Source organism: Halorussus limi (assembly GCF_023238205.1).
GTDB classification, from domain to species: Archaea; Halobacteriota; Halobacteria; order Halobacteriales; family Haladaptataceae; genus Halorussus; species Halorussus limi.
On record NZ_CP096659.1, the window covers coordinates 1,529,943 to 1,550,602 of the forward strand.

21 protein-coding genes are annotated in these 20,660 nt (G+C 68.1%); 8 read left to right on the forward strand and 13 right to left on the reverse strand.

Annotated features, from left to right (window positions below):
- The first annotated feature begins 31 nt into the window (after positions 1 to 31).
- Positions 32 to 3,313, forward strand: coding sequence for a right-handed parallel beta-helix repeat-containing protein (locus M0R89_RS07865; protein WP_248652002.1), 3,282 nt, complete (start codon positions 32 to 34; stop codon positions 3,311 to 3,313).
- A 27-nt stretch (positions 3,314 to 3,340) separates the two neighbouring features.
- Here M0R89_RS07865 and M0R89_RS07870 read toward each other — a convergent pair whose 3' ends face one another.
- A complete protein-coding gene (locus tag M0R89_RS07870) occupies positions 3,341 to 4,003 on the reverse strand; it encodes a PepSY domain-containing protein (RefSeq protein WP_248652003.1) in 663 nt (220 codons plus the stop codon).
- Between the two features lie 189 nt (positions 4,004 to 4,192).
- A complete protein-coding gene (locus M0R89_RS07875; protein ID WP_248652004.1) occupies positions 4,193 to 5,182 on the reverse strand; it encodes an AI-2E family transporter in 990 nt (329 codons plus the stop codon).
- Positions 5,183 to 5,315: 133 nt separating this feature from the next.
- On the opposite strand from M0R89_RS07875, the gene M0R89_RS07880 reads away from it, so the two are divergent.
- From M0R89_RS07880 to M0R89_RS07890, 3 genes are read left to right on the forward strand one after another with little or no spacing between them, the layout of a single operon-like run.
- On the forward strand, positions 5,316 to 6,470 hold the full coding sequence (locus M0R89_RS07880; RefSeq protein ID WP_248652005.1) for a thiamine ABC transporter substrate-binding protein: 1,155 nt from the start codon (positions 5,316 to 5,318) through the stop codon (positions 6,468 to 6,470).
- Positions 6,471 to 6,477: 7 nt separating this feature from the next.
- A complete protein-coding gene (locus M0R89_RS07885) occupies positions 6,478 to 8,304 on the forward strand; it encodes an ABC transporter permease (RefSeq protein WP_438267679.1) in 1,827 nt (608 codons plus the stop codon).
- Positions 8,301 to 9,395 carry an ABC transporter ATP-binding protein gene (locus M0R89_RS07890; protein ID WP_248652006.1) on the forward strand — a complete coding sequence of 365 codons (1,095 nt, stop codon included), beginning with the start codon at positions 8,301 to 8,303 and terminating at the stop codon, positions 9,393 to 9,395. The genes M0R89_RS07885 and M0R89_RS07890 overlap by 4 nt, the downstream gene beginning before the upstream one ends.
- 1 nt (position 9,396) lies before the next feature.
- On the opposite strand, the gene M0R89_RS07895 is transcribed toward M0R89_RS07890, so the two are convergent.
- Together M0R89_RS07895 and M0R89_RS07900 are read right to left on the reverse strand one after the other, a co-directional pair.
- Positions 9,397 to 9,657: a hypothetical protein gene (locus M0R89_RS07895; RefSeq protein WP_248652007.1), complete on the reverse strand. Its 261-nt coding sequence runs from the start codon at positions 9,655 to 9,657 to the stop codon at positions 9,397 to 9,399.
- Positions 9,654 to 9,821, reverse strand: a complete 168-nt coding sequence (locus tag M0R89_RS07900) for a hypothetical protein (RefSeq protein ID WP_248652008.1) — start codon at positions 9,819 to 9,821, stop codon at positions 9,654 to 9,656. The genes M0R89_RS07895 and M0R89_RS07900 overlap by 4 nt, the downstream gene beginning before the upstream one ends.
- Before the next feature lie 181 nt (positions 9,822 to 10,002).
- On the opposite strand from M0R89_RS07900, the gene M0R89_RS07905 reads away from it, so the two are divergent.
- Positions 10,003 to 10,236, forward strand: a complete 234-nt coding sequence (locus M0R89_RS07905; RefSeq protein WP_248652009.1) for a hypothetical protein — start codon at positions 10,003 to 10,005, stop codon at positions 10,234 to 10,236.
- Positions 10,237 to 10,358: 122 nt separating this feature from the next.
- Here the strand turns inward: M0R89_RS07905 and M0R89_RS07910 are convergent, their stop codons facing one another.
- On the reverse strand, positions 10,359 to 12,818 hold the full coding sequence (locus M0R89_RS07910) for an ATP-dependent DNA helicase (RefSeq protein WP_248652010.1): 2,460 nt from the start codon (positions 12,816 to 12,818) through the stop codon (positions 10,359 to 10,361).
- Positions 12,819 to 13,128: 310 nt separating this feature from the next.
- On the opposite strand from M0R89_RS07910, the gene M0R89_RS07915 reads away from it, so the two are divergent.
- Positions 13,129 to 13,584 carry a universal stress protein gene (locus M0R89_RS07915; RefSeq protein ID WP_248652011.1) on the forward strand — a complete coding sequence of 152 codons (456 nt, stop codon included), beginning with the start codon at positions 13,129 to 13,131 and terminating at the stop codon, positions 13,582 to 13,584.
- A 51-nt stretch (positions 13,585 to 13,635) separates the two neighbouring features.
- Here M0R89_RS07915 and M0R89_RS07920 read toward each other — a convergent pair whose 3' ends face one another.
- Complete coding sequence (locus M0R89_RS07920; protein ID WP_248652012.1) at positions 13,636 to 14,157, reverse strand: GNAT family N-acetyltransferase; 522 nt, start codon at positions 14,155 to 14,157, stop codon at positions 13,636 to 13,638.
- Complete coding sequence (locus M0R89_RS07925; protein ID WP_248652013.1) at positions 14,154 to 14,522, reverse strand: universal stress protein; 369 nt, start codon at positions 14,520 to 14,522, stop codon at positions 14,154 to 14,156. The genes M0R89_RS07920 and M0R89_RS07925 overlap by 4 nt, the downstream gene beginning before the upstream one ends.
- Positions 14,523 to 14,671: 149 nt before the next feature.
- Here M0R89_RS07925 and M0R89_RS07930 point away from each other — a divergent pair, with 149 nt between their 5' ends.
- Positions 14,672 to 15,574, forward strand: coding sequence for a DUF5806 family protein (locus M0R89_RS07930; protein WP_248652014.1), 903 nt, complete (start codon positions 14,672 to 14,674; stop codon positions 15,572 to 15,574).
- A gap of 22 nt (positions 15,575 to 15,596) precedes the next feature.
- Here the strand turns inward: M0R89_RS07930 and M0R89_RS07935 are convergent, their stop codons facing one another.
- The 4 genes from M0R89_RS07935 to M0R89_RS07950 form a co-directional block, all read right to left on the reverse strand.
- Complete coding sequence (locus tag M0R89_RS07935; RefSeq protein ID WP_248652015.1) at positions 15,597 to 16,643, reverse strand: DUF7972 family membrane protein; 1,047 nt, start codon at positions 16,641 to 16,643, stop codon at positions 15,597 to 15,599.
- Positions 16,644 to 16,725: 82 nt separating this feature from the next.
- Positions 16,726 to 17,355, reverse strand: a complete 630-nt coding sequence (locus M0R89_RS07940; protein WP_248652016.1) for a DUF7529 family protein — start codon at positions 17,353 to 17,355, stop codon at positions 16,726 to 16,728.
- Positions 17,356 to 17,610: 255 nt separating this feature from the next.
- Positions 17,611 to 18,051 (reverse strand): DUF7112 family protein, encoded by a 441-nt coding sequence (locus M0R89_RS07945; RefSeq protein ID WP_248652017.1) that lies wholly within the window; start codon positions 18,049 to 18,051, stop codon positions 17,611 to 17,613.
- 61 nt (positions 18,052 to 18,112) lie between these two features.
- Positions 18,113 to 18,520, reverse strand: coding sequence for a 30S ribosomal protein S6e (locus M0R89_RS07950; protein WP_248652018.1), 408 nt, complete (start codon positions 18,518 to 18,520; stop codon positions 18,113 to 18,115).
- A gap of 131 nt (positions 18,521 to 18,651) precedes the next feature.
- Here M0R89_RS07950 and M0R89_RS07955 point away from each other — a divergent pair, with 131 nt between their 5' ends.
- On the forward strand, positions 18,652 to 19,332 hold the full coding sequence (locus M0R89_RS07955; protein ID WP_248652019.1) for an SOUL family heme-binding protein: 681 nt from the start codon (positions 18,652 to 18,654) through the stop codon (positions 19,330 to 19,332).
- Between the two features lie 40 nt (positions 19,333 to 19,372).
- On the opposite strand, the gene M0R89_RS07960 is transcribed toward M0R89_RS07955, so the two are convergent.
- Positions 19,373 to 20,110, reverse strand: coding sequence for a DUF8081 domain-containing protein (locus tag M0R89_RS07960; RefSeq protein ID WP_248652020.1), 738 nt, complete (start codon positions 20,108 to 20,110; stop codon positions 19,373 to 19,375).
- A gap of 115 nt (positions 20,111 to 20,225) precedes the next feature.
- The gene (locus M0R89_RS07965; protein WP_248652021.1) at positions 20,226 to 20,441 is read right to left on the reverse strand and encodes a hypothetical protein; all 216 of its coding nucleotides are present in this window, start codon (positions 20,439 to 20,441) and stop codon (positions 20,226 to 20,228) included.
- Between the last annotated feature and the right edge of the window lie 219 nt (positions 20,442 to 20,660).

Below are 20,660 nucleotides of genomic sequence, written 5' to 3' on the forward strand. Positions count from 1 at the left end.
GATTTATGGGTTTCATCTCTGAACTGTCGGTGTGAACCGCGCGCCACCTCGGACGCTCGCCCTGCTGTTGGTCTCTGTTCTGGCGCTCTCGGCTGTAGCCCCCGCGACGGCCGGACTCGCGGCGGACGCGGCATCGGCCGGCGACGCGTCGGTCGGTGACGCATCGACCAGTGACGCGTCGGCCGGTGCCGCCGACCTGACCTACGTCGAGAGCGACATCACCGAGGACACGACGTGGAACGCCGCCGACGGCCCCTACCGAATCGCGGCGGACGTGACCGTCGAGGCGGGCGCGACGCTCACGGTGGAACCCGGAACCACCGTCCAACCCGCGGCGGGCATCCGGATTACGGTCGAGGGCAACCTCACCGCCGAGGGAACCGAGAGCGACCCGATTACCGTCGCGACCGCGCCGCAGGCACCCGACGCCGTTCGCTGGGCCTCGATTCGGTACGAGGGCGGGCCGCGCTCGCACCTCTCGCTCGCACACGCGACGCTCGAAAACGCGACGAACGCGCTCACGGTCGGCAGTTCGGCCGGCCGAATCGACGTTACCGGCGTCACCGTCAGAAACGCCAGTCGGGACGGAATCCGGGTGGTGAACGGGACCGGGACGCCGAAACTGACCGTCGAGGACTCGACGTTCACCGACATCGGCGAGCGGGGTATCGCCGTCACGCCCGGCGTCGGCGCGGTCGGCGAGTCGCGCGTCACGTCGAACTCGAGTTCTCCCGGCAACCGGACCGAACACCAACTCGCGCTCGCGCTCGGTGCCGACACGACGATGGACGCCTTCCGGGTCGCCTACCGCGGCCACGGCGGCGTCGGCGAGGTCGACCGGAGTTCGATTCGCAAGTTCGGACTCGACCTCGACGGCAACGGCAGCGTGGACTGGAACCTGTTGCCCCTCGTGAAGACCGTCGTCGACCGGTCGAACAGCTACGAGATACGACTCCGTCGGACGGTCACGGTTCCCGCCGACGCGACGGTCCGCGTCGCGTACGAGGGCGTGGAGAACCCGCGGACCTACGGGACGTATCCGGTCGAAGTCGACCTCCGGACGAACGGCGTCGCCCAGACCGCGACCACCGTCCTCTCCTTCGACCTCCGGTCGTCCGGCGAGCAGTCGGCGCTCGACTCGCCGCCGAGTCGCGCGAGCGACTTCTCCGTCACGGGGTCGACGTTCGACTCCACGGGCGAACAGGGCGTGTTCGTCGCGGCCGACGTCGCCCGTGAGTTTCGAATCACCGGCAACTCGTTCTCGGACACCCGCGGGTCGGGAATCGCGCTCCGCGGGCGGCGGGTCGATTCGGTCACCGTCCGCGGGAACCGCCTCGCGGAAATCGGCCGCGAGGCCGACGGCGTCCGAATCGCCGGGCGGCGGCTTTCGGACCTGACGGTTCGCCGGAACCGAATCGCCGGCGCGGACGCGGGCGTCGGCCTCTACGCCCGCAACGAGAACGCCGACCGGATTCGGGTCGTCTCGAACGTCGTCACCGACAGTACGACCGGAGTGCGCGTCCGCCACCGCGCGGAACACTACTCTCAGCACCTCTCGATGACGCTCGCCGACAACGAACTCGCGGACAACGCGGGCCGGGGTCTCTCGGTGGTCGCACCGTCGACGCGACTCGAAGGAGTCACCGTTCGCGGGAACGAGATTTCGGGGAACGGGAACGCCGGCCTCTCCGTCGAGGCGAACGTCCTCACCGGAACCGCGGTCCGGGACAACGTAATCGAGGACAACGACGCCGCCGGGGCGCGCTTGCTCGCCGGCCGGTTCGTCCGCTCGGCGGTCCGGAACAACACCGTCGCCCGGAACCGCGGCGACGGCCTCTCCGTTCGGACGGAACTGGTCGTCCACGACGTGTCGGTCACGGACAACCGCGTCCTCGACAACGCGGGCGTCGGCCTGAACGTGAACAACAGTCTGACCCACGCCGGAGCGGTCGAGTTGTCCCGGAACCTCGTGGCTGCGAACGCCTACGGCATCCGGGTCGCCGGCGCGTTCGGCGCCCGAATCCTGAACAACACGGTCGTCTACAACACCTACGGTCTCGGCGCGCCGGTCCGGACGGACGGCTATCGGCCGGGGACCGGAATCGTGGTCGAGGAGGGCGAGGCGGGCGCCATCTTCCGGACCGGCGAGGTCACCGAACCGCTCCGAGAACTCGTCGACGACCGTCAGGTCGGGCGAATGCTCGACCGCCGCTCGCCCGACACCTACACCGTGGTCCTCCGGCCGAACGAGGCGGCCCACGTCTGGGAGGGCGGCGACGCCGCGCTCACGGTTCGGGCGCTCTCGGCGGACATCCCCACGGGCGTCGTGCTTCGGAAGAGCGACGAGAGCCGCCAGCGGGTCGTCGTCCGGGGCAACGACGTGTACGGCCACGACCGCGGGATGACCGTGAACGTCAGCACGCTGGTGGACGCCAACACGACCGCGAGACTGTTCGTCAACGCGACCCGGACGGTGGTCGCCGAGCGCAACTACTGGGGCGCCGAGTCCGGGCCGACCCACGCCTCGATTCACCCCGAGGGCACCGGCGACCGAGTCGTGACCCGGCGCGGGTGGGTCGATTTCGTCCCCTCTGCCGCCTCGCCCCACGGACCTCGGTACCATCGGCCGGTGGCGAACGTCACCGCCTCGCCGAACCCCGCGGCGGTCGGCGAGCGCGTCGTCCTTTCGGGCCGCGAATCGAGCGACGGCGACGGTCGGGTCGAGACCTACCGCTTCGCAGTTGCCCCGAGGCAGAACGTCACGGGACCGACCGCGGAGACGCCGTCGTCCCCGACCGCGACCGCCTCCTTCGGCGAGACTGGCAACTACACCGTCTCGCTGGTCGTGGCAAACGAACTGGGCGTAGAGAGCGCCGACCCCGCCACCGCGACGGTCGCCGTTCGGAATCGGAGCGCGACCCCCACAACTGCTGAAGCCGCGATGACCGACCCGGCCGCGACGACGGCCGCCGAGCGGTCCGCGAACCCGACCACCACGCTCTCGGCGAACGGCGAGGGCGGTCTCGTCTCGCAGTTGTCGGTCCTCGCGACGCTCGGTGGTCTCCTCGGTCTCGTCCTCTACGGCGGGGCGCTGGCCCTCGGCGCGGTCGGCGCGGTCCAGACCGTCCGGCGGGCGGGCGTCCCGGTCGGCGGGAAGACCATCAACGGCCTCGCGGTCGCCGGGATGGCCGTCTGGGTCGCCGCCGGCCTGTTGGGCACCGACGGACTGCTCGCGGTCGGCGTCGGCAGTGGCGTGCTGTGGGTCGCGCTCGTCGTCCTGCTGTGGGCGCTGACCCGATTCATCTACGACTGAGCGTCGTCGCCGGGACCCCGAGCGAGGTCAGGCGCCGGACTGCGTGGTCGTGGTGGTCGCGTTTCTCGTCTGGAGTCCGAGCAGCGTCCCGTTCGTCGCCGCCACGAGCGCCTGCGTCTGTCTCCCGTCGGGGGTCCGTAGCCCGACTCCGTAGACGAGTTCGCCCCGCCTGATTCCTGCGTTGACCACCGTGCCGTTCGTCTCGTTCCGGACTAGCCGAATTGCCTCGTCCACGGTCCGCAACTCGGCGTAGTCGAACGCCTCGCCGCCGAGGAACTGCCGGTCGACGACCGTGATGTTGCGACGAACACCGAGGACGCTCCGGTCGGTCGCGTCGACCGTGACCTGCGAGACGCTCCGGTTCTCCGCGAGGACCGACACGTTGAACACGGGCGTGCCGTTCTGCGTCGCGAGTCCCACGACGACCGCCTTCCCGTCGGTCCTGTTCTGAGCGGTTTCGACCGCCTCGACCGCCGAGACGTTGAGTCCGCTCACGTTCACCTGTCCGCCCTGTTGGAGCGCGTTCGTCACGCCGTCCGCCTGCGGTGCGACGGCGCTCTCCGTCGGTCGCTCGGTCGCTCCCGTCGTCTGGGACTCCGCCGAAAGCGAGTCCGCACCGGTCACTCCGGCCAGTCCCCCTCCGAGCAGACAGAGCACGAGACCGACCGATACGAGTCTGTTGTAGTTCATCTTCGAAAATCCGTCTCGTCATTCGAGAAACTGTTTCAAGAGCGTGCTGGCCGACCCCGTGAAAGCCCGAAACGCGACCGGATGTCCGGTCGCCGCCGTTCGACGACGACCCACCGCAGGACCGCCTCACCGTTGGACAGACTGACCGTCGGAACACCTCACCGCTGGAACGTCACACCGCCGACCGCCTCACCCGTGGCCGTTGACCTCGGCGGCCAGCAACTCGCTGGCCTCCGCGAGGAGCGCGACGACTAGCGGTCCGGCGATGAACCCGATGGGACCGAGACTGAGCAGGCCGCCCGTGAACCCGATGAAGTAGAGGCTCCCCGGCAGGTCGGCCGTCTCTCGGGCGAGTCGCGTCCGGATGACCGCGTCGGGCAACCAACCGACGACCACGCCGCCCACTACGAAGACGAGCACCGCGGCGACCACCTCGTTCGCGGTCAGGCGGTAGGCGGCCAGCAGGGCGACCAGAAACGACGGACCGACGATTGGGAGAAACTGGAGGAATCCGGCGACGAGCGCGAGCGTGAAGACGAACTGGTAGTCGAGGGCGTAGAAGACAGGGAGCGCGACGAGGAAGGTCGCTACGGCCGTCGCGGCTTGCAGGACGTAGATGGCGTAGAGCGTGTCCCGCGTGCGCTCGTGGAACGCGGCGGCGACGTCGCGGTAGGCCGGCGGAACCGGTGCGAGGAGCGCGCGGCGTGCCTGCCCGCGGTTGACCAGCAGGGCAAACACCAGCAGCGCGAACAGCGTGCCCTTGAGCGCGAGGACCGGCGCGAGGCGGGCGAGACCGAGCGCCACGACGCCGAGGTACTCGCGCGTGACCTCTATCACGACGCCGGCGTCCACGGTGTACGCCGCCCCGAGCAGTTCGAAGGTGACGCTCTCGGGGAGGTCGAGCAGGAACCGGACCAACTCGCCGCGCCGCCGGTAGAGGAGGAAGCCGAACGACAGGAAGAAGAGGAGGACGCTCACGAACGCGACGGCGGTCGCGGCCGCGCTGGCCCACCACGACGGCACCCCGCGCCGGACGAACCGCTCGTGGAGGGGCACGAGGACGTAGGCGACCGTGATGGCGAAGAAGACGGTGCTCAGTACGTCGAACAGCACCGCGGCCGCGAGCAGGCCCAACAGCGCCAGCACGCTCGCCAGCACCCACTCGCGCGACGTAGACATACCCGCCACATCGAACCCGCGTACGAAAACGTTTCGGCTGTCGCCCCGGCGGCGCTCTCCGGGAGGTCGGCCGACGAACCGCGACGGTTCCACATCCGGCCAGTTAAGTATCACCGGATGTAACCACTCGGTAATGAAACGACGGACGCTGCTGAAACACGGCGGAACCGCCACTGTCGTCGGTCTCGCCGGTTGTACGGGCGGCGGGAACGGCGGACAGGAGACGACTACCGACGAGACCACGACGACCGAGGCGACTGCGACCGAGACCACCGAGGAGACCGAGACGACCACCGAGACGGGTCTCAGCGGCACGCTCAAGGTCGCCACGTACAGTTCGTTCGTGGACGCGCCGAGTTCGTCGCCGGGCGCGTGGCTCAAAAACGAGTTCGAGAAGCGCCACCCCGACGTGACGGTGAAGTACGAGACGCCCGAGAACGAACTCAACTACTACATCCAACGGGCCGCGCAGGGCGTGGACATCTCGACCGACGTGTACGTCGGCCTGAACGTGGACCACCTCATCCGCATCGACGAGAAACTCGGCGACCGGTCGCTGTTCGCGCCGATGGCCGACCGACTCTCCCACTACGGCCACGTCAAGGACGGTCTCAAGTTCGACCCCCAACAGCGCGCGATTCCCTACGACACCGGGTACATCAGCCTCGTCTACGACGAGAGCGGCGTCGAGAAGCCCCCCGAGACGTTCCGAGACCTACTGAAGGACCGGTACGCGGGCGACCTCATCGTCCAGAACGCCAAGACCGCCGCCACGGGCCGGGCCTTCCTGCTGTGGACGGTCAACACCGTCGGCGAGGACCGGTACCTCGACTACTGGACGAAGTTGAAGAACAACGGGGTCAAGATTCTGGGGTCGTGGAGCGACGCCTACACCGCCTACGAGAACGGCGAGGCCCCGATGGTCGTCTCCTACTCGACCGACCAGGTGTACGCCAACCGCCAGAACAAGGACCTGACGAAGCATCAGGTCGGCTTCCTCAACGACCAAGGGTACGCCAACCCCGAGGGGATGGCGAAGTTCGCCGACACCGACAACCCCGAACTCGCCGCGGCGTTCATGGACTTCCTGCTGTCGAAGCGCGCCCAGAAGAAGATCGCCCAACTCAACGTCCAGTTCCCGGCGACCGACTGGGCGCCCCTCAGCGAGGAGTTCCAGAAGTACGCCAAGACGCCGAAGAACCCGGTCACGTTCACCTACGAGGAACTACAGGGCAACCTCGACTCGTGGGTCGACTCGTGGGCGCGCGAGATAGCGGGCGGTCAGTAACCGACCCGTGACCCGAGGCGAGGAGGTCGGCGGCGAGGGCGACGCGGCCCGACGCGACGCCCGCACCGACCGCCCCGCGCCCGCCCGGTGGGTCGAACGCCACGCCATCTCCATCCTCGGAGTCGCGACTGCAATCGTCCTCGCGGTCGTCTTCTACTACCCGGTCCTCACGGTCTTCGCCGACGCGGTCCGGGTCGGCGGCGAGTGGACCGGCGCGGTCGTCCGCGGCGTCCTCACCGACCCCTTCTACTTCGGCGTCCTCGCCCCGATTCTCGGCGGCGACTTCGGCGCGGTCGCGGAAGTCGCCGCGGAGTCGCCGCTGGGCCTGTTCGGCTTCACGGCGTTTCAGGCGCTGCTCTCGACGGTCGCGAGCGTCCTGCTCGGCCTGCCGGGCGCCTACGTCCTCTCGCGCTACGAGTTCCCCGGCAGGCGGACGCTCCGGTCGCTGACCATCCTCCCGTTCGTGATGCCCTCCATCATGGTCGCCATCGGCTTCGTCGCCTTCTTCGGGACGAACGGCCCGCTGAACGACCTGCTCGCGCTCTTCGGTCTCGGGCCCGTGAACCTGCTTTTCACCCTCGAAGCCATCGTGGTCGCCCACGCCTTCTACAACGCGCCGCTGGTCGCCCGCGTCACGACCGCGGCGTGGGAGAGCGTGGACGCTCGGATGGTCGAGACCGCCCGGTCGCTCGGCGCGAACCCGTGGCGCGCGTTCAGGGACGTGCTGGCGCCGCAACTCCTGCCCGCGGTTCTGACCGGCGCGCTCCTGACGTTCGTCTTCACGTTCATGTCGTTCCCCATCGTCCTCGCGCTCGGCGGGTTCCAACTCGCCACGGTCGAGGTGTGGGTCTACTCGCTGGTGCAGGAGTTGGAGTACGCGGAAGCCGCCACGCTCGCGGTCGCCGAGACCGCCGTCTCGCTCGCGCTGACCTACGCCTACCTCCGGTACGAGGCCCGACAATCCGGCGGCGGTCGGGCCGCGAACCCGCCGCCCAGAAAACGCCTGCTCCCCGACTCCCCGTCGCCGCTCGCCGCGTTCGAACGCGTCGGGGTCTTCGCGTACGCCGCCATGGTCGCGGTGGTCTTCGTCGGTCCCATCGCCACCATGGTCGCCGAGAGCGTGACCGGCCCCTCCGGGTTCACGCTCCGGTACTACGAGTTTCTGGTCCAGCGGCAGGTCGAGGGCGCCTCGTTCCAGACCAAGCCGGGGGTCGCGGTCCGCAACTCCCTGCTGTTCGGAGTCGCCACCCTGCTCGTCGCGCTCCCGATGGGCGTGACCGTCTCGGTGCTCACCTCGCGCGGCGGCAGGGCGGGCCGACTCGCCGACGTGGCCGCGATGGCACCCCTCGCGGTCAGCGGCGTCGTCGTCGGTCTCGGGATGCTCCGGGGCCTCGTCTTCGGGGTCGAACTCTGGGGCCACCGCCTGCAGGTGACGGGACCGGTCGCCATCGTCGCGGCCCACGGCGTCGCGGCCTACCCCTTCGTGGTCCGGAACGTCGCGCCCCTGCTCGGCGGCGTGGACCGCTCGGTCGTGGAGTCGGCCCGCGCGCTCGGCGCGACTCGCGTCCGGGCGCTGCTCGACGTGGAACTCCCGCTGGTGGCCTCGGGCGTCGCGGCCGGGGCCGCGTTCGCGTTCGCCATCAGCATCGGCGAGTTCGATTCGACGGTGATTTTGGCGACCGGAAGCAGTAGTTACACGATGCCAGTCGCCGTCGAGCGCTACATCGGCAACCGGACGCTCGGTCCCGCGACAGCGATGGGGACCGTCCTGCTCGTCGTGACGAGTCTGAGCTTCGTCGTGGTCGATAGGCTCGGGGGTCGATGGGAGGCATGACCGAGTTGCATCTCGAACACCTCTCGAAGTCCTTCGACGGCGTGGACGCGCTCCGCGACGTGACCCTCGACGTGGCGGACGGCGAGTTCTTCACGCTGGTCGGCCCCTCGGGATGCGGTAAGACCACGACTCTGCGAGCCATCGCCGGGTTCGAGTCGCCCGACTCGGGGTCGGTCCGGTTCGGCGACCGCGAGATGGCGGGCGTGCCCCCGGAGGACCGCGACGCGGGCATCGTCTTCCAGAACTACGCGCTGTTTCCGCACATGACGGTCGGCGAGAACGTCGCCTACGGGCTTCGATTCCGGGACGCGCCCGGCGGTCGGTCGAACGACGAGCGCGTCGCTGAACTGCTCGAACTCGTCGATTTACCGGGGTTCGAAGAGCGCGACCCCGACGAGTTGTCGGGCGGCCAGCGCCAGCGCGTCGCGTTGGCGCGGGCTCTCGCGCCCGGTCCGGACGTTCTCCTGCTCGACGAACCGATGAGCGCGCTCGACGCGCGACTCCGGCAGGACCTCCGGACGCAGGTCAAGCGAATTCAGTCCGAACTCGGAATCACGACGGTCTACGTCACCCACGACCAGGAGGAGGCGCTCGCGGTGAGCGACAGGGTGGCCGTCATGAACGACGGTCGGGTCGAACAGGTCGGCGCGCCCGAGGCGGTCTACCGCGAACCCGACACCCGCTTCGTCGCGGAGTTCCTCGGGGAGAACAACGTCTTCGCGGGGGAGGCGGTCGCCGACGGGGCGGCGGGGCGCGGGGGAGACGCCCCGACCGGTGCGGTCCGCGTCGGCCCCGCGACGTTCCACCTCCCGGTCGACGCGCCCGCGGGGAGCGAAGTCGTCTTCTGCGTCCGCCCGGAGAAACTGGTCCGCGGGCCGAGCGAGAACGGGTTCGAGGCGACCGTCGAGACCGTCGAGTTCCTCGGCGAGTCGTTCCGCGCGCACCTCGACTGGGAGGGGAGGGACGTGACCCTGCGGACCGCCGAGCGGCCGACCGACGAGCGCCTGCGGGTCGGGTTCGCCCCGGAGGACGCCCACGTGGTTTCGGGGGACGGCCGAGAGCGAGAGGTCCTCGAGGAGCGGGAGCGATGACCTACTCGCGCGGGAAGCAGTTCGTGCAGTCGTCGTAGAAGACGGTCTGGCGGGCAGAGAGTCTCCGCCACTCGGCGTCGTCTCGCTGGAGGAACGCCCGGCACGCGGGTTCGTCGCCGGTCTCGTCGGGCCGGTGGCGCTTCTTCCCCGTCGCGGTCGGACTGACGAGATACCGCTCCTCGCTGTTCTCGGGAGCGGTGCGCTCGCCGCCCTCCGAAGGCGTTCGCTCGCCGTCTTCGCCGGTGGCGGGTCCCGCGCTCATCGCCAGTCCTCCAGTTCGACGGTGTTCGACCGCGCGGCGTTTATCCACTCGTGGGGCGCGTCGGGGTTGTAGAAGACGAGTTCCGACTCGCCGTCGCTGTCGGTCCGCGCGTAGGTCTCGATTCGGTCGCGGGTTTCGTCGGTGGGGGTGGCTCGTGTGTTCATCTGGGGTGCCTCCCGTAGGGTCGGATGGGAGAATAGGCGTCTCGGAGGGTTAAACGCGAGCCATGGGCGCGGTGAAAGTGAAACTGGACGGGTCGAACTCCGCTCGGCGAGCGACCTCCCCACCGATTGCTCGATGCGGAGCGTAGACTTATCCGTCAAAGAACTGTCCGTAGGTGTGGGAATGGCTCCGCTCGACTGGCTCACTCCGGAACGAGTCTCCGCCTTCCTCGATAGGTTCGGCGCACTCGCGTTCCTCGGGTTGGGAGTTTTATCGCTGTATCAGGGCCTAACTGGCCCGCAGACAGACGTGTACTTCGGAGCTGACGCCTTCGTTTGGGTCGGTATCGGCTGGATACTCTCGGGCCTCTACTTCTGGTTTTCTCGGCACTATTCGAAGGGGCTCTCGGAGAGCTAATGGTCGTACTGCTCGGTTTGCACTTCAACTCGTCGTCCCGACTGCTACTGAATCCGGAGGGTCCGCGGGGGCGAACTTGCACGTTCACCCCGAACGCCGGAGTGAAAGAAGACCGCACTTCCCTACTCGTGCCCGCGCCAGAACCGCTCCAGGCCGAGCGACAGCATGTCCGGACTCACCGGTTGGAACTCCTTGCGCTCGGTTTCCGGGAAGTACGTCCGGACGCTGTCCCACGAGTCGCGGGCGTACCGGGAGTCCACGAGGACGCGGACGCCGACCTCCTCCGGACCGCGAATCACGCGGCCGAGGGCTTGGCGGGCCTTCCGCACCGCGGGGACGGTCAGCGCGTACTCGAAGCCGTCGCCGAACGCGCGGTCGTAGGCTGTCTGGACCGCTTTCGTCCGGGGGCTGGCGGTGTTGATGATGGGGACGCCACAGACAACCGCGGCGCTGAGTTTGTCGCCCTCGTAATCGACGCCCTCGGTGAGGGTGCCCCGGAGGCTGGTCACGAGGACCTTCGACTCGCCCCCGAAGAACTCGGCTTTCAGGTCCTCCGTCGCGTCGTCGGCGCTGCTCTCGTCCAGCAGGACCGGCTTCTCGACCCGCGGATTCTCGCGGAGGGTCTCGGCGGCCCACTCCGCCTCGGCGTAGTTGGGCATCCCGACGAGGACGTTTCCGGGCGTCTCGCGCGCCACGTCGCGGAGCGCGTCGGCGTACATCCGCCGGGCTTGGGTCTCCTCGCCCGGCGCACCCCGATTGTCGTAGGTGAACTTCGGAACGTCCACCGCGAAGCTCTCGCGGTTCTCCGCCGGGAAGTTGAGGCCGTAGGTCCGCTCCTCGACCGGGCGGCCCTCCTCGGCCGCTCGCGGTTCGTCACCGTCGTCTCGCGGCGTTGCCGCTCGACTGTCCGCGGAGCTTCGCTCCGCGCTACTCGCGTTCTTCGAGGCGCTTTGCGCCTCGCCTGCTATGTGGTTCAGCCCCGTCACCTCCTCGAACACGTCGATGGGTTCGAGGGTCGCGCTCATCAGGACGCCGCCGCCGAACTCCGCGAGTCGCTCGCCGATGGCGTCGCTGGGCACGCAGTTCTGCATGGCGAGGCTGGCGTTGTACGCGCGCCGCCACGAGGTGTCGGGTTCCTTCTCGTTCCACGTGCGTTCGAGTTCGATTTCCCGGAAGTAGCGCTCGTGGTCGTTGCGGTACCACTCGCCGAGGACCCGACCCGCGGCCGGGGCCGCCCGCTCCTTCTCGTCGTCTTCGGCCTCGTTCAGGATGCGTGCGACGACTGCGCCGACCGCCTCGGCCTTGACCCAGATACCGTCGTGGTATCCCTCCGACTCGGCCCACGCGGAAATCTCGTCCTGCTGTGGTTCGGTGGGGTCCCGGAGCGGAATCTCGTCGTCGGGCAGGTCGTGGAGGTTCGACTTCCAGCCGCGGTGTTCGCGTTCGAGGTGGGCCGTGACCCGGCGGTCCAACTCCTCGCGCAACTCTCGGAAGAAGTCGCGGGTCGCTTCGAGGTCCGAGAGGCTCACGTCGCTGTCTTCGAGTTCGCCGCGGACGAGGTCGGCGTCGGCGGCGGTGTGAGTCTCCTTGTCGCCGTCGAATTTGAGGGGCTGGATGACCCGCGTGAGTTCCGACTCGGCGTCCCGGAGGGTCTTGTCGCCCACCGCGTCGCTCACGAGGTCCCTGACGCGGGGTTCGAGCATGTGGGCCTCGTCGCAGACGACGAAGGTGGACGAATCGAGCAGGGCGCCCGTGAATCCGCCGGTCGTCACGGGGTCGAACGCGTGGTAGTAGTTCCCGACGACGACCTCCGCGTGGGGCAGTATCGCGCCCATCATCGAGTGGGGACAGGTGCCGTGCTGGACCGACAGCGAGACCAACTCCTCGGGGTCGATGAGTCCCATGCCGTCGAAGTCGAAGGGGACCGCCTCCACGGCGTCGCCGTCCTCGGGCACGTCTTCGAGGAACCGGGCGTAGAACGGACAGTACTCCACGTCGTCGTACTCGGGCATCTCCGGCGGGTAGGGCGTCGGTTCGCCGGCGGTCTCCAGATAGCTCGCCGCGGCCCGGCCCTGCGCTCCCGAGTCGGCCAGTCCGGTCTGCTGGCTCCGGGCGCGCGAGACGAGGTTCCCCGCGGTGGTCGCGCCGCCCTCGCCGGTAATCGCGCGGGTGTCTTCCCGGAGCGACTCGCACCGCTCGTAGACGTTCCCGTCGTCGATGCCGCCCGCGTTCTCGCGGTTGTACGGGCAGACGTCGGCCTTCCCGACGAGGGTCAGAGTCGTCACCGGGTCCCAGTCGGTCGGCAGGTTCGCGTTGATTGTCCGGAGGTCCTCCTCGAACTGGCGGAGCTGTTGTTTGACGCTGGTGAGGACGACCACGCGCTCGTAGTCGCTCTGGGGGTCGCGGACGAGGTCGATGCCCGCGGTCAGCGCCAGCATGGTCTTGCCGGTCCCGCAGGCACCCTCGACCACCGCGAACCCGCCCTCCTCGGCGGTGTCGATGGCGGTCTCGATGCCGTCGACCTGCTCGTCGTACGGGTCGGCGTGGCCGAACACCTCGCGCCACGAATCGCTTGCGGTCACTGGCCCGGGGTTGGTCGGCGTCGGGTTTGAACGTTTGGAATCGCCGAATCCGGCGCGAGCGTGACCGCGGACCGGTGCACCGGCGACCGTCGACAAATCGACTGGAGAACAATATATAGGAGTGTTACGAGACAGAACATATTCCGTATAGCAATGAATTTGTTTCCTTCGGTCGGCACGTGCGGGCACGTCGTGGGCGACGCGCCCACCGCGAGAGGTCGTGCCGAGCGGACCGAAGCACCGACGAGTCGGTCGCGACGCCGAGCGCTCGAAGCGAGGATTTTTGCCCGATGCCCGTCCACGTAGAGACATGACCGAGCCGCCGCTCGAAGTCGAGACCGTCCTCGTCCCCGTCGACGGAAGCGACGAGTCGGTCGAGGCCGTCGAGTACGCCGCCGCCGTCGCCGAGCAGTACGACGCCTCAGTCCACGCGATGTACGTCATCGGCGAGGAACTCGTCCGGGGCATCGAACGCGGGGCCGTCGACGAGGAGGAGGTTCTCTCGGACACCGAGACGTTCATGGACCAAGTCCGGGACCTCGCCGCGGAGTACGACGTCGACCTCTCGACTTCGAACGCCTACGGCTTCTCGACCACCAGAAAGACTCAGCACCCCGGAAGCGCGGTCCTCGACACCGCCGAGGACATCGACGCCGACTTCATCGTGATTCCGCGCGAACCTCTGAGCGGCGAACCCGGCGAGGTGCTGGAGAAGGCCGCGGAGTACGTGCTGCTGTACGCGAGCCAGCCCGTGCTGTCGGTCTGAGGTCTTCTACCGCGAGCGGCGTTCATGCCGCGAGCGAAGCAAACGGTCGTCTCACAGTCGCAAGACCATCTCTATCTCGAAGCTCTCGGTGCCGTTGGTCTCGAAGCCGACCGACTCGTAGAGGTTCACCGCGGCGTGGTTCCAGCGCTCTACCGTCAGCCAGACCTTCTCGACGCCTTCGGCCTGTCCGTAGCCGAGCAGCGCCCGGATGAGCGTCGACCCGATGCCGGCGCGCTGGTAGTCCTGATGGACGAAGATGGCGAGTTCAGAGGCGTCCTCGTCGGGCACGAGCGTGGCGTGGCCGACCGCCCGGTCGTCGTGCCACGCGACGACGTTCAGGCCGTCGAGCAGGTTCTCCAACCAGTCGCGGACCCGCGACTCGGTGGCGGGCGGGATGCCCTGTGCGCGGTCGGCGGGGTCGAAGTCGGCGTACATCTCCACGACCGCGTCGAAGTCGCCGTCCTCGTAGGGCCGAATCTCGATTGGTCTGCCCTCCTTGTCCTCCAACGACACCGGCGGTTCGGGGAACGACTCGGCCTCGCCGTCGGGATAGTCTCGCTCGCCCGGACTCATCGTACCAGCTTGACGCTGACCGGGGAGTTCAGGAGGACGAACTCCGCGATGTGGCCCAGTTTTATCTTCCCCATCGGACTGCGCTGGCCGCCCCCGAGGACTATCTGGTCGAACCCCTCGCGCTCGGCGAGGTCCACGAGTTGGCTCCCGGGGTCGCCCGAGACGTGCCGGACCTCGGCCGCGAACTCCGCCGTCTCCAGCGTCTCGAACACTCGCGTCTCGATGTCCCCGGTCTCGCGGTCGCTCTCGGGGTTTTCGAGGATGGCTACGGTGAGGTCGTCACCGGCGGCCTGCGCGCGGCCTACGGTCTCTTCGAGCGCACGAAGCGAATCGTCGCTTCCGCCGATTCCGAGCAGAACGTTCATACCTCTCCCAATCGCCCCCTGCGTCAAAACAGTTACTGGTGGCCCCGAGACGCGAGCGAGTCCGCCGTCGGGAGGACGCTCGCCCCTCGCGGAGCGCGCCAATCCCGCCAGACGATACGCTTTTCCACCTCCCACCGCTACCCAGATTCATGGCAGACGACCCACTGCGTCCGTCCGAGAACGACAAGCAGGACGCCGACCAGTCCGCCGACTCGCCGACCGACGCCCGCGAGGAGACCGAACCGGTCGGCGATGCAGTCGCCGAGACGAACGAAGATGTCGCCGAGTCAGACGGCGCGACCGAGGCCGACGACGCCACCGACGAACGCGACGCTGCCGAGATAGACGCTACGACTGAGGAAGGCGACGCCACCGACGACGGAGATATCGCCGACGCAGACGCTACGACTGAGGAAGACGACGCCACCGGGGAAGACCCCGAGAGCGAAGCGGGCGCTCCGACCGACGAAAACCCCGGCGAAGACGCCGACGTTCCGTCGGACGTGCGCAAGTACGAGCGATTCAAGAAGGTGGACGGCGCGCAGTACGACCGAGTCAACGAGTTCCTGCGCGACCGGACCTACATCACGGCCCGCGAGTGGGCCATCGCCCGACTCTGCGCCGACTTCCGGACCGAGACCGGGGTCGAGATGACCAAAATCGGCGAGAACCTCCCCGAACTCGTCCCGTTCATGACCGACACCTACACCCCGCAGGCGGTCAATCAGGCCCGGTCGTCGTTCGAGGGGAAGGTCCGGCAGGCGGGCGCGACGTTCCTCTACGGCGCGATGTCGGGGTTCTTCACCGCCGAGGAGTTAGACGACATGATGTACGAGGTGACTGAGGTCGCCAAGTTCCTGCTCGAAGTCGAGGGCGTCGACCTCGCGGTCGAGGAGGAGTTGGAGGCCGAAGACCGCATCTCGGGCGTCATGCGCGAGGTCCGGTCGGCCAGCGAGGAGTTGCGCCACGACGAACTGGAGTGTCCCCACTGCGGCCACGAGATGGAGGCCTCGGAGGCCGACACGGTCGACACCGCGGAAGGCGACGACTGAACCGAACCCCACCGTCCCCGTACTACTCCTCGTGCTGTTCGCTCCCGGCGACGAAGGGACCGATGAACAGCGTCGATTGGGAGACGGTCGCCAGCCGCGAGATGTACGAGATGAGCGTCAGAAACGGGACGAGCGCGGTCGTCGCGGCGATACTGACGAACCAGAGCCGGTTCTCGACGCCGAGCGTCTGGCCGGGGAAGACGTTGGGGTCGTACATCTGCGAGGCCCAGAAGGCTATCAGAAGCGACGGCAGACCGATGAACAGCAGCGCCCGCGAGAAGTTGATGAACTCCGTGCGGATGTAGGTCGTCTTGAGGTAGCCCCGGGCGGTGACGAACAGTTCGAGCGCGTCGACCATCTCCTCGAGCGACTCGGTCTCGTCGTCGTCCAGTTGCTCGCCGTACTCCTTGCGAATCCGACGCAGTTGCCGTATCTTGTCCGACGTGTCGAAGTCCATGACCGCGGCGACCGCCTCGAAGTCGCCGAACTTGGTGCCGCGCAGTTCCGCGTTCACGCCCTCGGTGTCCGCGACGAGTCGCCGGGCGACGTCGGTCACGTCGGACTCCAGTTCGGGACCGCCGGTCACGTCCGTCTCCAGCGTCTGGGCGCGGTCGTGGAGTGCGGACACGAGGTCGTCCAGAAACTGCCCCGGCGAGAGCGGACTCACGGTGGCTTCGAGCAGGCCCTCGCTCCGCTGGCGAAGTTCCATCGTGTCCTCCAGTCGCTCTCGCTGGTCGCTCACGGGGCCGAGTCCGGGCGACAGGGCGAGTTGGTTGATGGAGAGGACGATGGTCGTGACCGAGACGATGGTCTTGAGCAGTTCCACCAGCGCGGTCGCGGGCGAGACGCCCTCGGCGAGGAACTGCCGGACGGACACCGGGCCGAACGTCCCGACGAGGACGGTCGAACCGAAGGTTCCGGCCGCGAGGACGCCAACGACGAACCAGCGGTTCGCATCGAGGAGAAACCAGCGTTTGAAGTTCAAGAACGCCTTCCTGATAGGTCCGCGGTCGGGTTGCTCGATGGTATCGGTAATCTCGGTCGGCGAGTCGATGTCCGCGCCAGTCATCCGGACGCCAAAATGGGGCGTCCGGCCGTATTGTTCCGTCGGCCGGAAATCGGCTCTGGCCTCGGTTCCGGCGTCGGCGCTCTCAGTTCGACTCGGCCGCTTCGTCGGTCTCGCCGTCGACCTGGGGCGCGAAGTTCTCGGGGTCCTCGTGGGTGAACTCGACCTGCTCGTTGGTCAGCGTCCGGACGTAGGTCCGCATCTCGCCCGCCTGCTCGGCGGCCGCGAGCATCCCCCGAGCGTTCTCGGCGTCGTAGTACGCGGGGTAGAGGACCGCGACTTCGGCGTCGGGGTCCTCCATGGCGACCACGAACAGCACGAGTCCGTCGGCCATCGCTCGGAACGCCTCGTAACTGTCGAACGAGACCTCGCCCTCCAGCAGCGATTCGAGTTCGGCGAACTCGTCGTCGGGCACCAACACGTCGATGCCGAACCGGTCGTCGTCCTCTTCCGGAACGAGCGCGGTCACGTCGCCGGGGTGGAGTTGGAGCGTCTCCCAGCCCTCGGTCTCGTACTCGTCGGCGGTCGCCTCCATGTCGCCGACGATGTCGTCCCAGAACTCCGCGGCCCGGAGGTGGGTGCCGGGGAGTTCGCCCACCTGCTCGAACGCCGCGGCCGGGTCCTCTTCGGCGAGTGCTTCGAGGTCCGCTTCGCCGTCCGCGGGTACTCCGGCGTCGTCCCGCAACTCGTCGTGTTCCTCGTCGTCGTCGCTCATGGTTTCGAACGCGACGGTACGCGGTAAAAATCTTGGTACTCCGAGACGTGACGCGAGCGGTGATGCGCCCCGACTTCGGCGCTCCGTGAGACGAACACCGAGACGACCGGAGCGCTGACTGTCACGGGGAAAGACAGCGAGACTCGCGTCTGTGCCGTGGAATGTGGAGACTCCCGTCTGCGCACGTGGAAATATACGACCGGAAGGGGTCAACTGAGAGGATTCGCCTGCGGAGGTTCGGTCGAGCGCGGCGGCCTACTCGTCCAGTCCCTGCGCGATGTCGGCCAGACTCTCGTCGGGCGACTCGGTGGCCTCGTAGAAGGCGCGTTCGCCGGGTTCGCGCAGGCCGTACTTGAACCCCGGTTCGATGACGTCCACGAGGACCGACTGGTCGAACTCGACGTTCGCGTCCGCCACCCACGCCGAGAGGTGGTTCTCGCCGTCCTCCGGGTTGCGCGCGAGCGTCGGCGACTCGTAGAGGCCCCGAATCTCGCGGCCGTCGCCGGTCAGCGGAGACTCGATGCGGGCGCGGTACTCGGTGTCGTCGGCGACGATTCGGACGAGTTCGCCGTCGGGGAACGAGTCGGCGGCGTCGGCGGGAATCTCGACTTTCGGGCGGTCCAGTCCGCCGCTCCGGACGAGCGTCGCGCGGACGGTCGTGAGCGAGGAGTGGTCGCTGGAGATGCGGTCGGCCATAGCGAGTGCTGAGTGGCGTTTCGAGCGTGAACGCAAAAACGGTGCTGGTCGGCGACCGTCGTTACTCGTCGTCTTCGTCTTCCTCGCCGCCCTCGCCGAAGAGGTCCTCGACGGACTCCTCGCCGTACTCGCTGACCTTGACGTTGAGTTGGGCGGTGGCCTCGCTGACTTCGCCGCCGCGGACGGTCACGCGCTTGCGCTCGCCGTCGCGCGAGGGCTTGTAGCCGACGCCGCCGTCGAGGAGGACCTCCTTGAGGTTCGGGCCAGAGACGTCGCCGCGCATCGGTCGCCCCGCGTCGTCGGAGCCGCCGGTAATCTCGACCGTGTAGCCGTCGAGACCGACCGCGCCGCCGTCGACCTCCTCGCCGATGGATTTGCCGAGGAATCGGTTCGCGTCCTGTCCGTCCACGTCGCGCTGGTAGGTCGCCCCGGAGTCGGGGTCCGCGACGACGACCTGAAAGTCAGCCATACGGGTGAGAAAGAGGACGTTCCCTAAAAATACGTCGAAGTGCCACGGGGCGAGGCCGACGGCGGGTCCGAGGCCCGCGACCGTTCGACGCCGGCGAGTGACCTTTTGAGTCCGCGCGGCCTACTCCCGTTATGCGAACTCGAACCAAGGCACTACTCGCCGGCGCGGGCGGACTCCTCGCGGCGTGGGCCGGGTGGGGAGCGTACGTCGACCGGACGACCGAGCGCGTGCCCTCGGACACCGTCGCGGAGTTCGACGGCGTGGAACTCCGGCGCTACCCGCGACTCGTCCTCGCCGAGACGACCGCTCCCGACGAGGACGCCGCGTTCGACCGACTCTTCCGGTACATCTCCGGCGAGAACGAGACCGGCGAGGAGGTCTCGATGACCGCGCCCGTGGCGACGAAGGGGACGACGATTTCGACAGCGACCCCGTCCGACCGCCCCGCCGGCGAGGCAATCTCGATGACAGCGCCGGTTCGCACGACCCGCGACGAGGGCGAGGTGACGATGGCGTTCTACCTCCCGGCCGACTACGACCCCGGCGACGCGCCGATTCCGACGAACCCCGCGGTCCGACTGGCCGTCGAACCGCCCCGGACGATCGCGGTCACGCGGTTCTCGTGGTACGCGAGCGACGGCCGCGTCCGGAAACACCGGGAGTCGCTGCTCGATGCGCTCGACGCTCGCGGCATCGAACCCCGGACGCGTCCGACCCTGCTCCAGTACGACGACCCGTGGACGCCGCCGTTCATGCGCCGGAACGAGGTTGCTGTCGAGGTGGACCACGAGGCGGTCCGCCGCGTCGAGTGAACTCCGGTAGACGGTGGACCGACGGCAGACCGACCTTCGCTCAGAAACTGTCGAGACTCGCGTTGACCCGATACGCTCGCTCGCCGGAATCGCCGTCCTCGGGCGCGACTTTCCGGACCCACGCGGTGTAGCTATCTGGCAACTCCTCTAACTCGACGCGAATCTTGAGGACGGTCGCCTCCCGGGCCTTCGCCCGCATGGCCTCGCGCTGACTCCGCTCGAACGACCCGTCGCCGGACTTGACCTCGCAGAAGTACTCGGTCAGGACCGGGCGGTCCGGGCCGAGTCGAACCACCGCGCGGCAGTCGGGTTCCCACCGCCGGTCGGACCGGACCGCCACCGGGTCGGGGTCGGTGTCGAGTTCGACGCGCACCTCGCTGTCCGCGTCGAGGTCGGCGTCCACTCGCGCGAAGTGCGTGAGCAGCGGCGGGTTCACCTCGGGCGTGCAGACGACGGCCTCGCCCAGCGCGCCGTACTGGTTGGCCTCGGTGTCGAACGTCAGCCCCTCGGTCGGCGACCCGTCGGGCGTCTGGTGGCGGCGCTGGGGCCACCCGACGAGGTAGCCGTCCACGTCGTCGGGGTCCTGCGGAGCGGCGCGCTGGACCTTGACGGCCGACTCGCCCTCGGCGGAGAGTTCTCTGGCCCGGCGGTGGGCCTCGGCCTCGGAGGCGAACGCCACGCGGTCGCCCTCGATGGTCGCCAGCCTGCGGGCGGGTTCGTTTGCCTCCCGCGCGCTCTCCTTGACCGCGACGGTGAACGGTTCGGCGTCGAAGGTCATTACGCGGGTGGTCTCGGGCGCGGTATTTGTATCTGAAGATGCCGACCGACCGCGTCGAAGAGACGTATCGCCCCGGTCCGAATACAGCGGACGAACGCTGTCCTGAATCCGTTGGTCACTCCTGCTCGTTGGGGTTGAAGAGATAATAGACGACGGCCATCGTAAGACCCATCGTGACTGCCTGAACTGTCACTAATTCACCGCCGAACAGCGCGCCAACGATAAACACGGCCACAGTGGACGTGAGGCCAGCGAGAGAAGCGTACTCGACTCGGGATAGGTTCCGCGTCCACTCGTCGAGGCGACGGTACAACTGACTCGTTTTGCTCATATTTCACGTTGACACGACCGACACAACTGTATTTCCACTGAAGATACATCTCTCTCGCGCGGTGGACCGACACGGAAACGCGCCGAGTCGGACTGTCGACATGCATGACTCAACGACGAGAGTTCGGTTGCTCGACTCAACTATCACTGGTTGCAGTGGCAGTACGGTCGCGGTTCGCATCAGTCATTGACCGCGAGCGAACGGACGTGAGCGAGCGGG

Bases quoted from the DNA above. Each gene is read 5' to 3' on its own strand.
- M0R89_RS07890 (WP_248652006.1), top strand. From the start codon at position 8,301: ATGACCGAGTTGCATCTCGAACACCTCTCGAAGTCCTTCGACGGCGTG.
- M0R89_RS07965 (WP_248652021.1), bottom strand. From the start codon at position 20,441: ATGAGCAAAACGAGTCAGTTGTACCGTCGCCTCGACGAGTGGACGCGG.
- M0R89_RS07915 (WP_248652011.1), top strand. From the start codon at position 13,129: ATGACCGAGCCGCCGCTCGAAGTCGAGACCGTCCTCGTCCCCGTCGAC.
- M0R89_RS07905 (WP_248652009.1), top strand. From the start codon at position 10,003: ATGGCTCCGCTCGACTGGCTCACTCCGGAACGAGTCTCCGCCTTCCTC.
- M0R89_RS07930 (WP_248652014.1), top strand. From the start codon at position 14,672: ATGGCAGACGACCCACTGCGTCCGTCCGAGAACGACAAGCAGGACGCC.
- M0R89_RS07925 (WP_248652013.1), bottom strand. From the start codon at position 14,522: ATGAACGTTCTGCTCGGAATCGGCGGAAGCGACGATTCGCTTCGTGCG.
- M0R89_RS07955 (WP_248652019.1), top strand. From the start codon at position 18,652: ATGCGAACTCGAACCAAGGCACTACTCGCCGGCGCGGGCGGACTCCTC.
- M0R89_RS07960 (WP_248652020.1), bottom strand. From the start codon at position 20,110: ATGACCTTCGACGCCGAACCGTTCACCGTCGCGGTCAAGGAGAGCGCG.
- M0R89_RS07920 (WP_248652012.1), bottom strand. From the start codon at position 14,157: ATGAGTCCGGGCGAGCGAGACTATCCCGACGGCGAGGCCGAGTCGTTC.
- M0R89_RS07935 (WP_248652015.1), bottom strand. From the start codon at position 16,643: ATGACTGGCGCGGACATCGACTCGCCGACCGAGATTACCGATACCATC.
- M0R89_RS07940 (WP_248652016.1), bottom strand. From the start codon at position 17,355: ATGAGCGACGACGACGAGGAACACGACGAGTTGCGGGACGACGCCGGA.
- M0R89_RS07950 (WP_248652018.1), bottom strand. From the start codon at position 18,520: ATGGCTGACTTTCAGGTCGTCGTCGCGGACCCCGACTCCGGGGCGACC.
- M0R89_RS07900 (WP_248652008.1), bottom strand. From the start codon at position 9,821: ATGAACACACGAGCCACCCCCACCGACGAAACCCGCGACCGAATCGAG.
- M0R89_RS07870 (WP_248652003.1), bottom strand. From the start codon at position 4,003: ATGAACTACAACAGACTCGTATCGGTCGGTCTCGTGCTCTGTCTGCTC.
- M0R89_RS07945 (WP_248652017.1), bottom strand. From the start codon at position 18,051: ATGGCCGACCGCATCTCCAGCGACCACTCCTCGCTCACGACCGTCCGC.
- M0R89_RS07875 (WP_248652004.1), bottom strand. From the start codon at position 5,182: ATGTCTACGTCGCGCGAGTGGGTGCTGGCGAGCGTGCTGGCGCTGTTG.
- M0R89_RS07880 (WP_248652005.1), top strand. From the start codon at position 5,316: ATGAAACGACGGACGCTGCTGAAACACGGCGGAACCGCCACTGTCGTC.
- M0R89_RS07895 (WP_248652007.1), bottom strand. From the start codon at position 9,657: ATGAGCGCGGGACCCGCCACCGGCGAAGACGGCGAGCGAACGCCTTCG.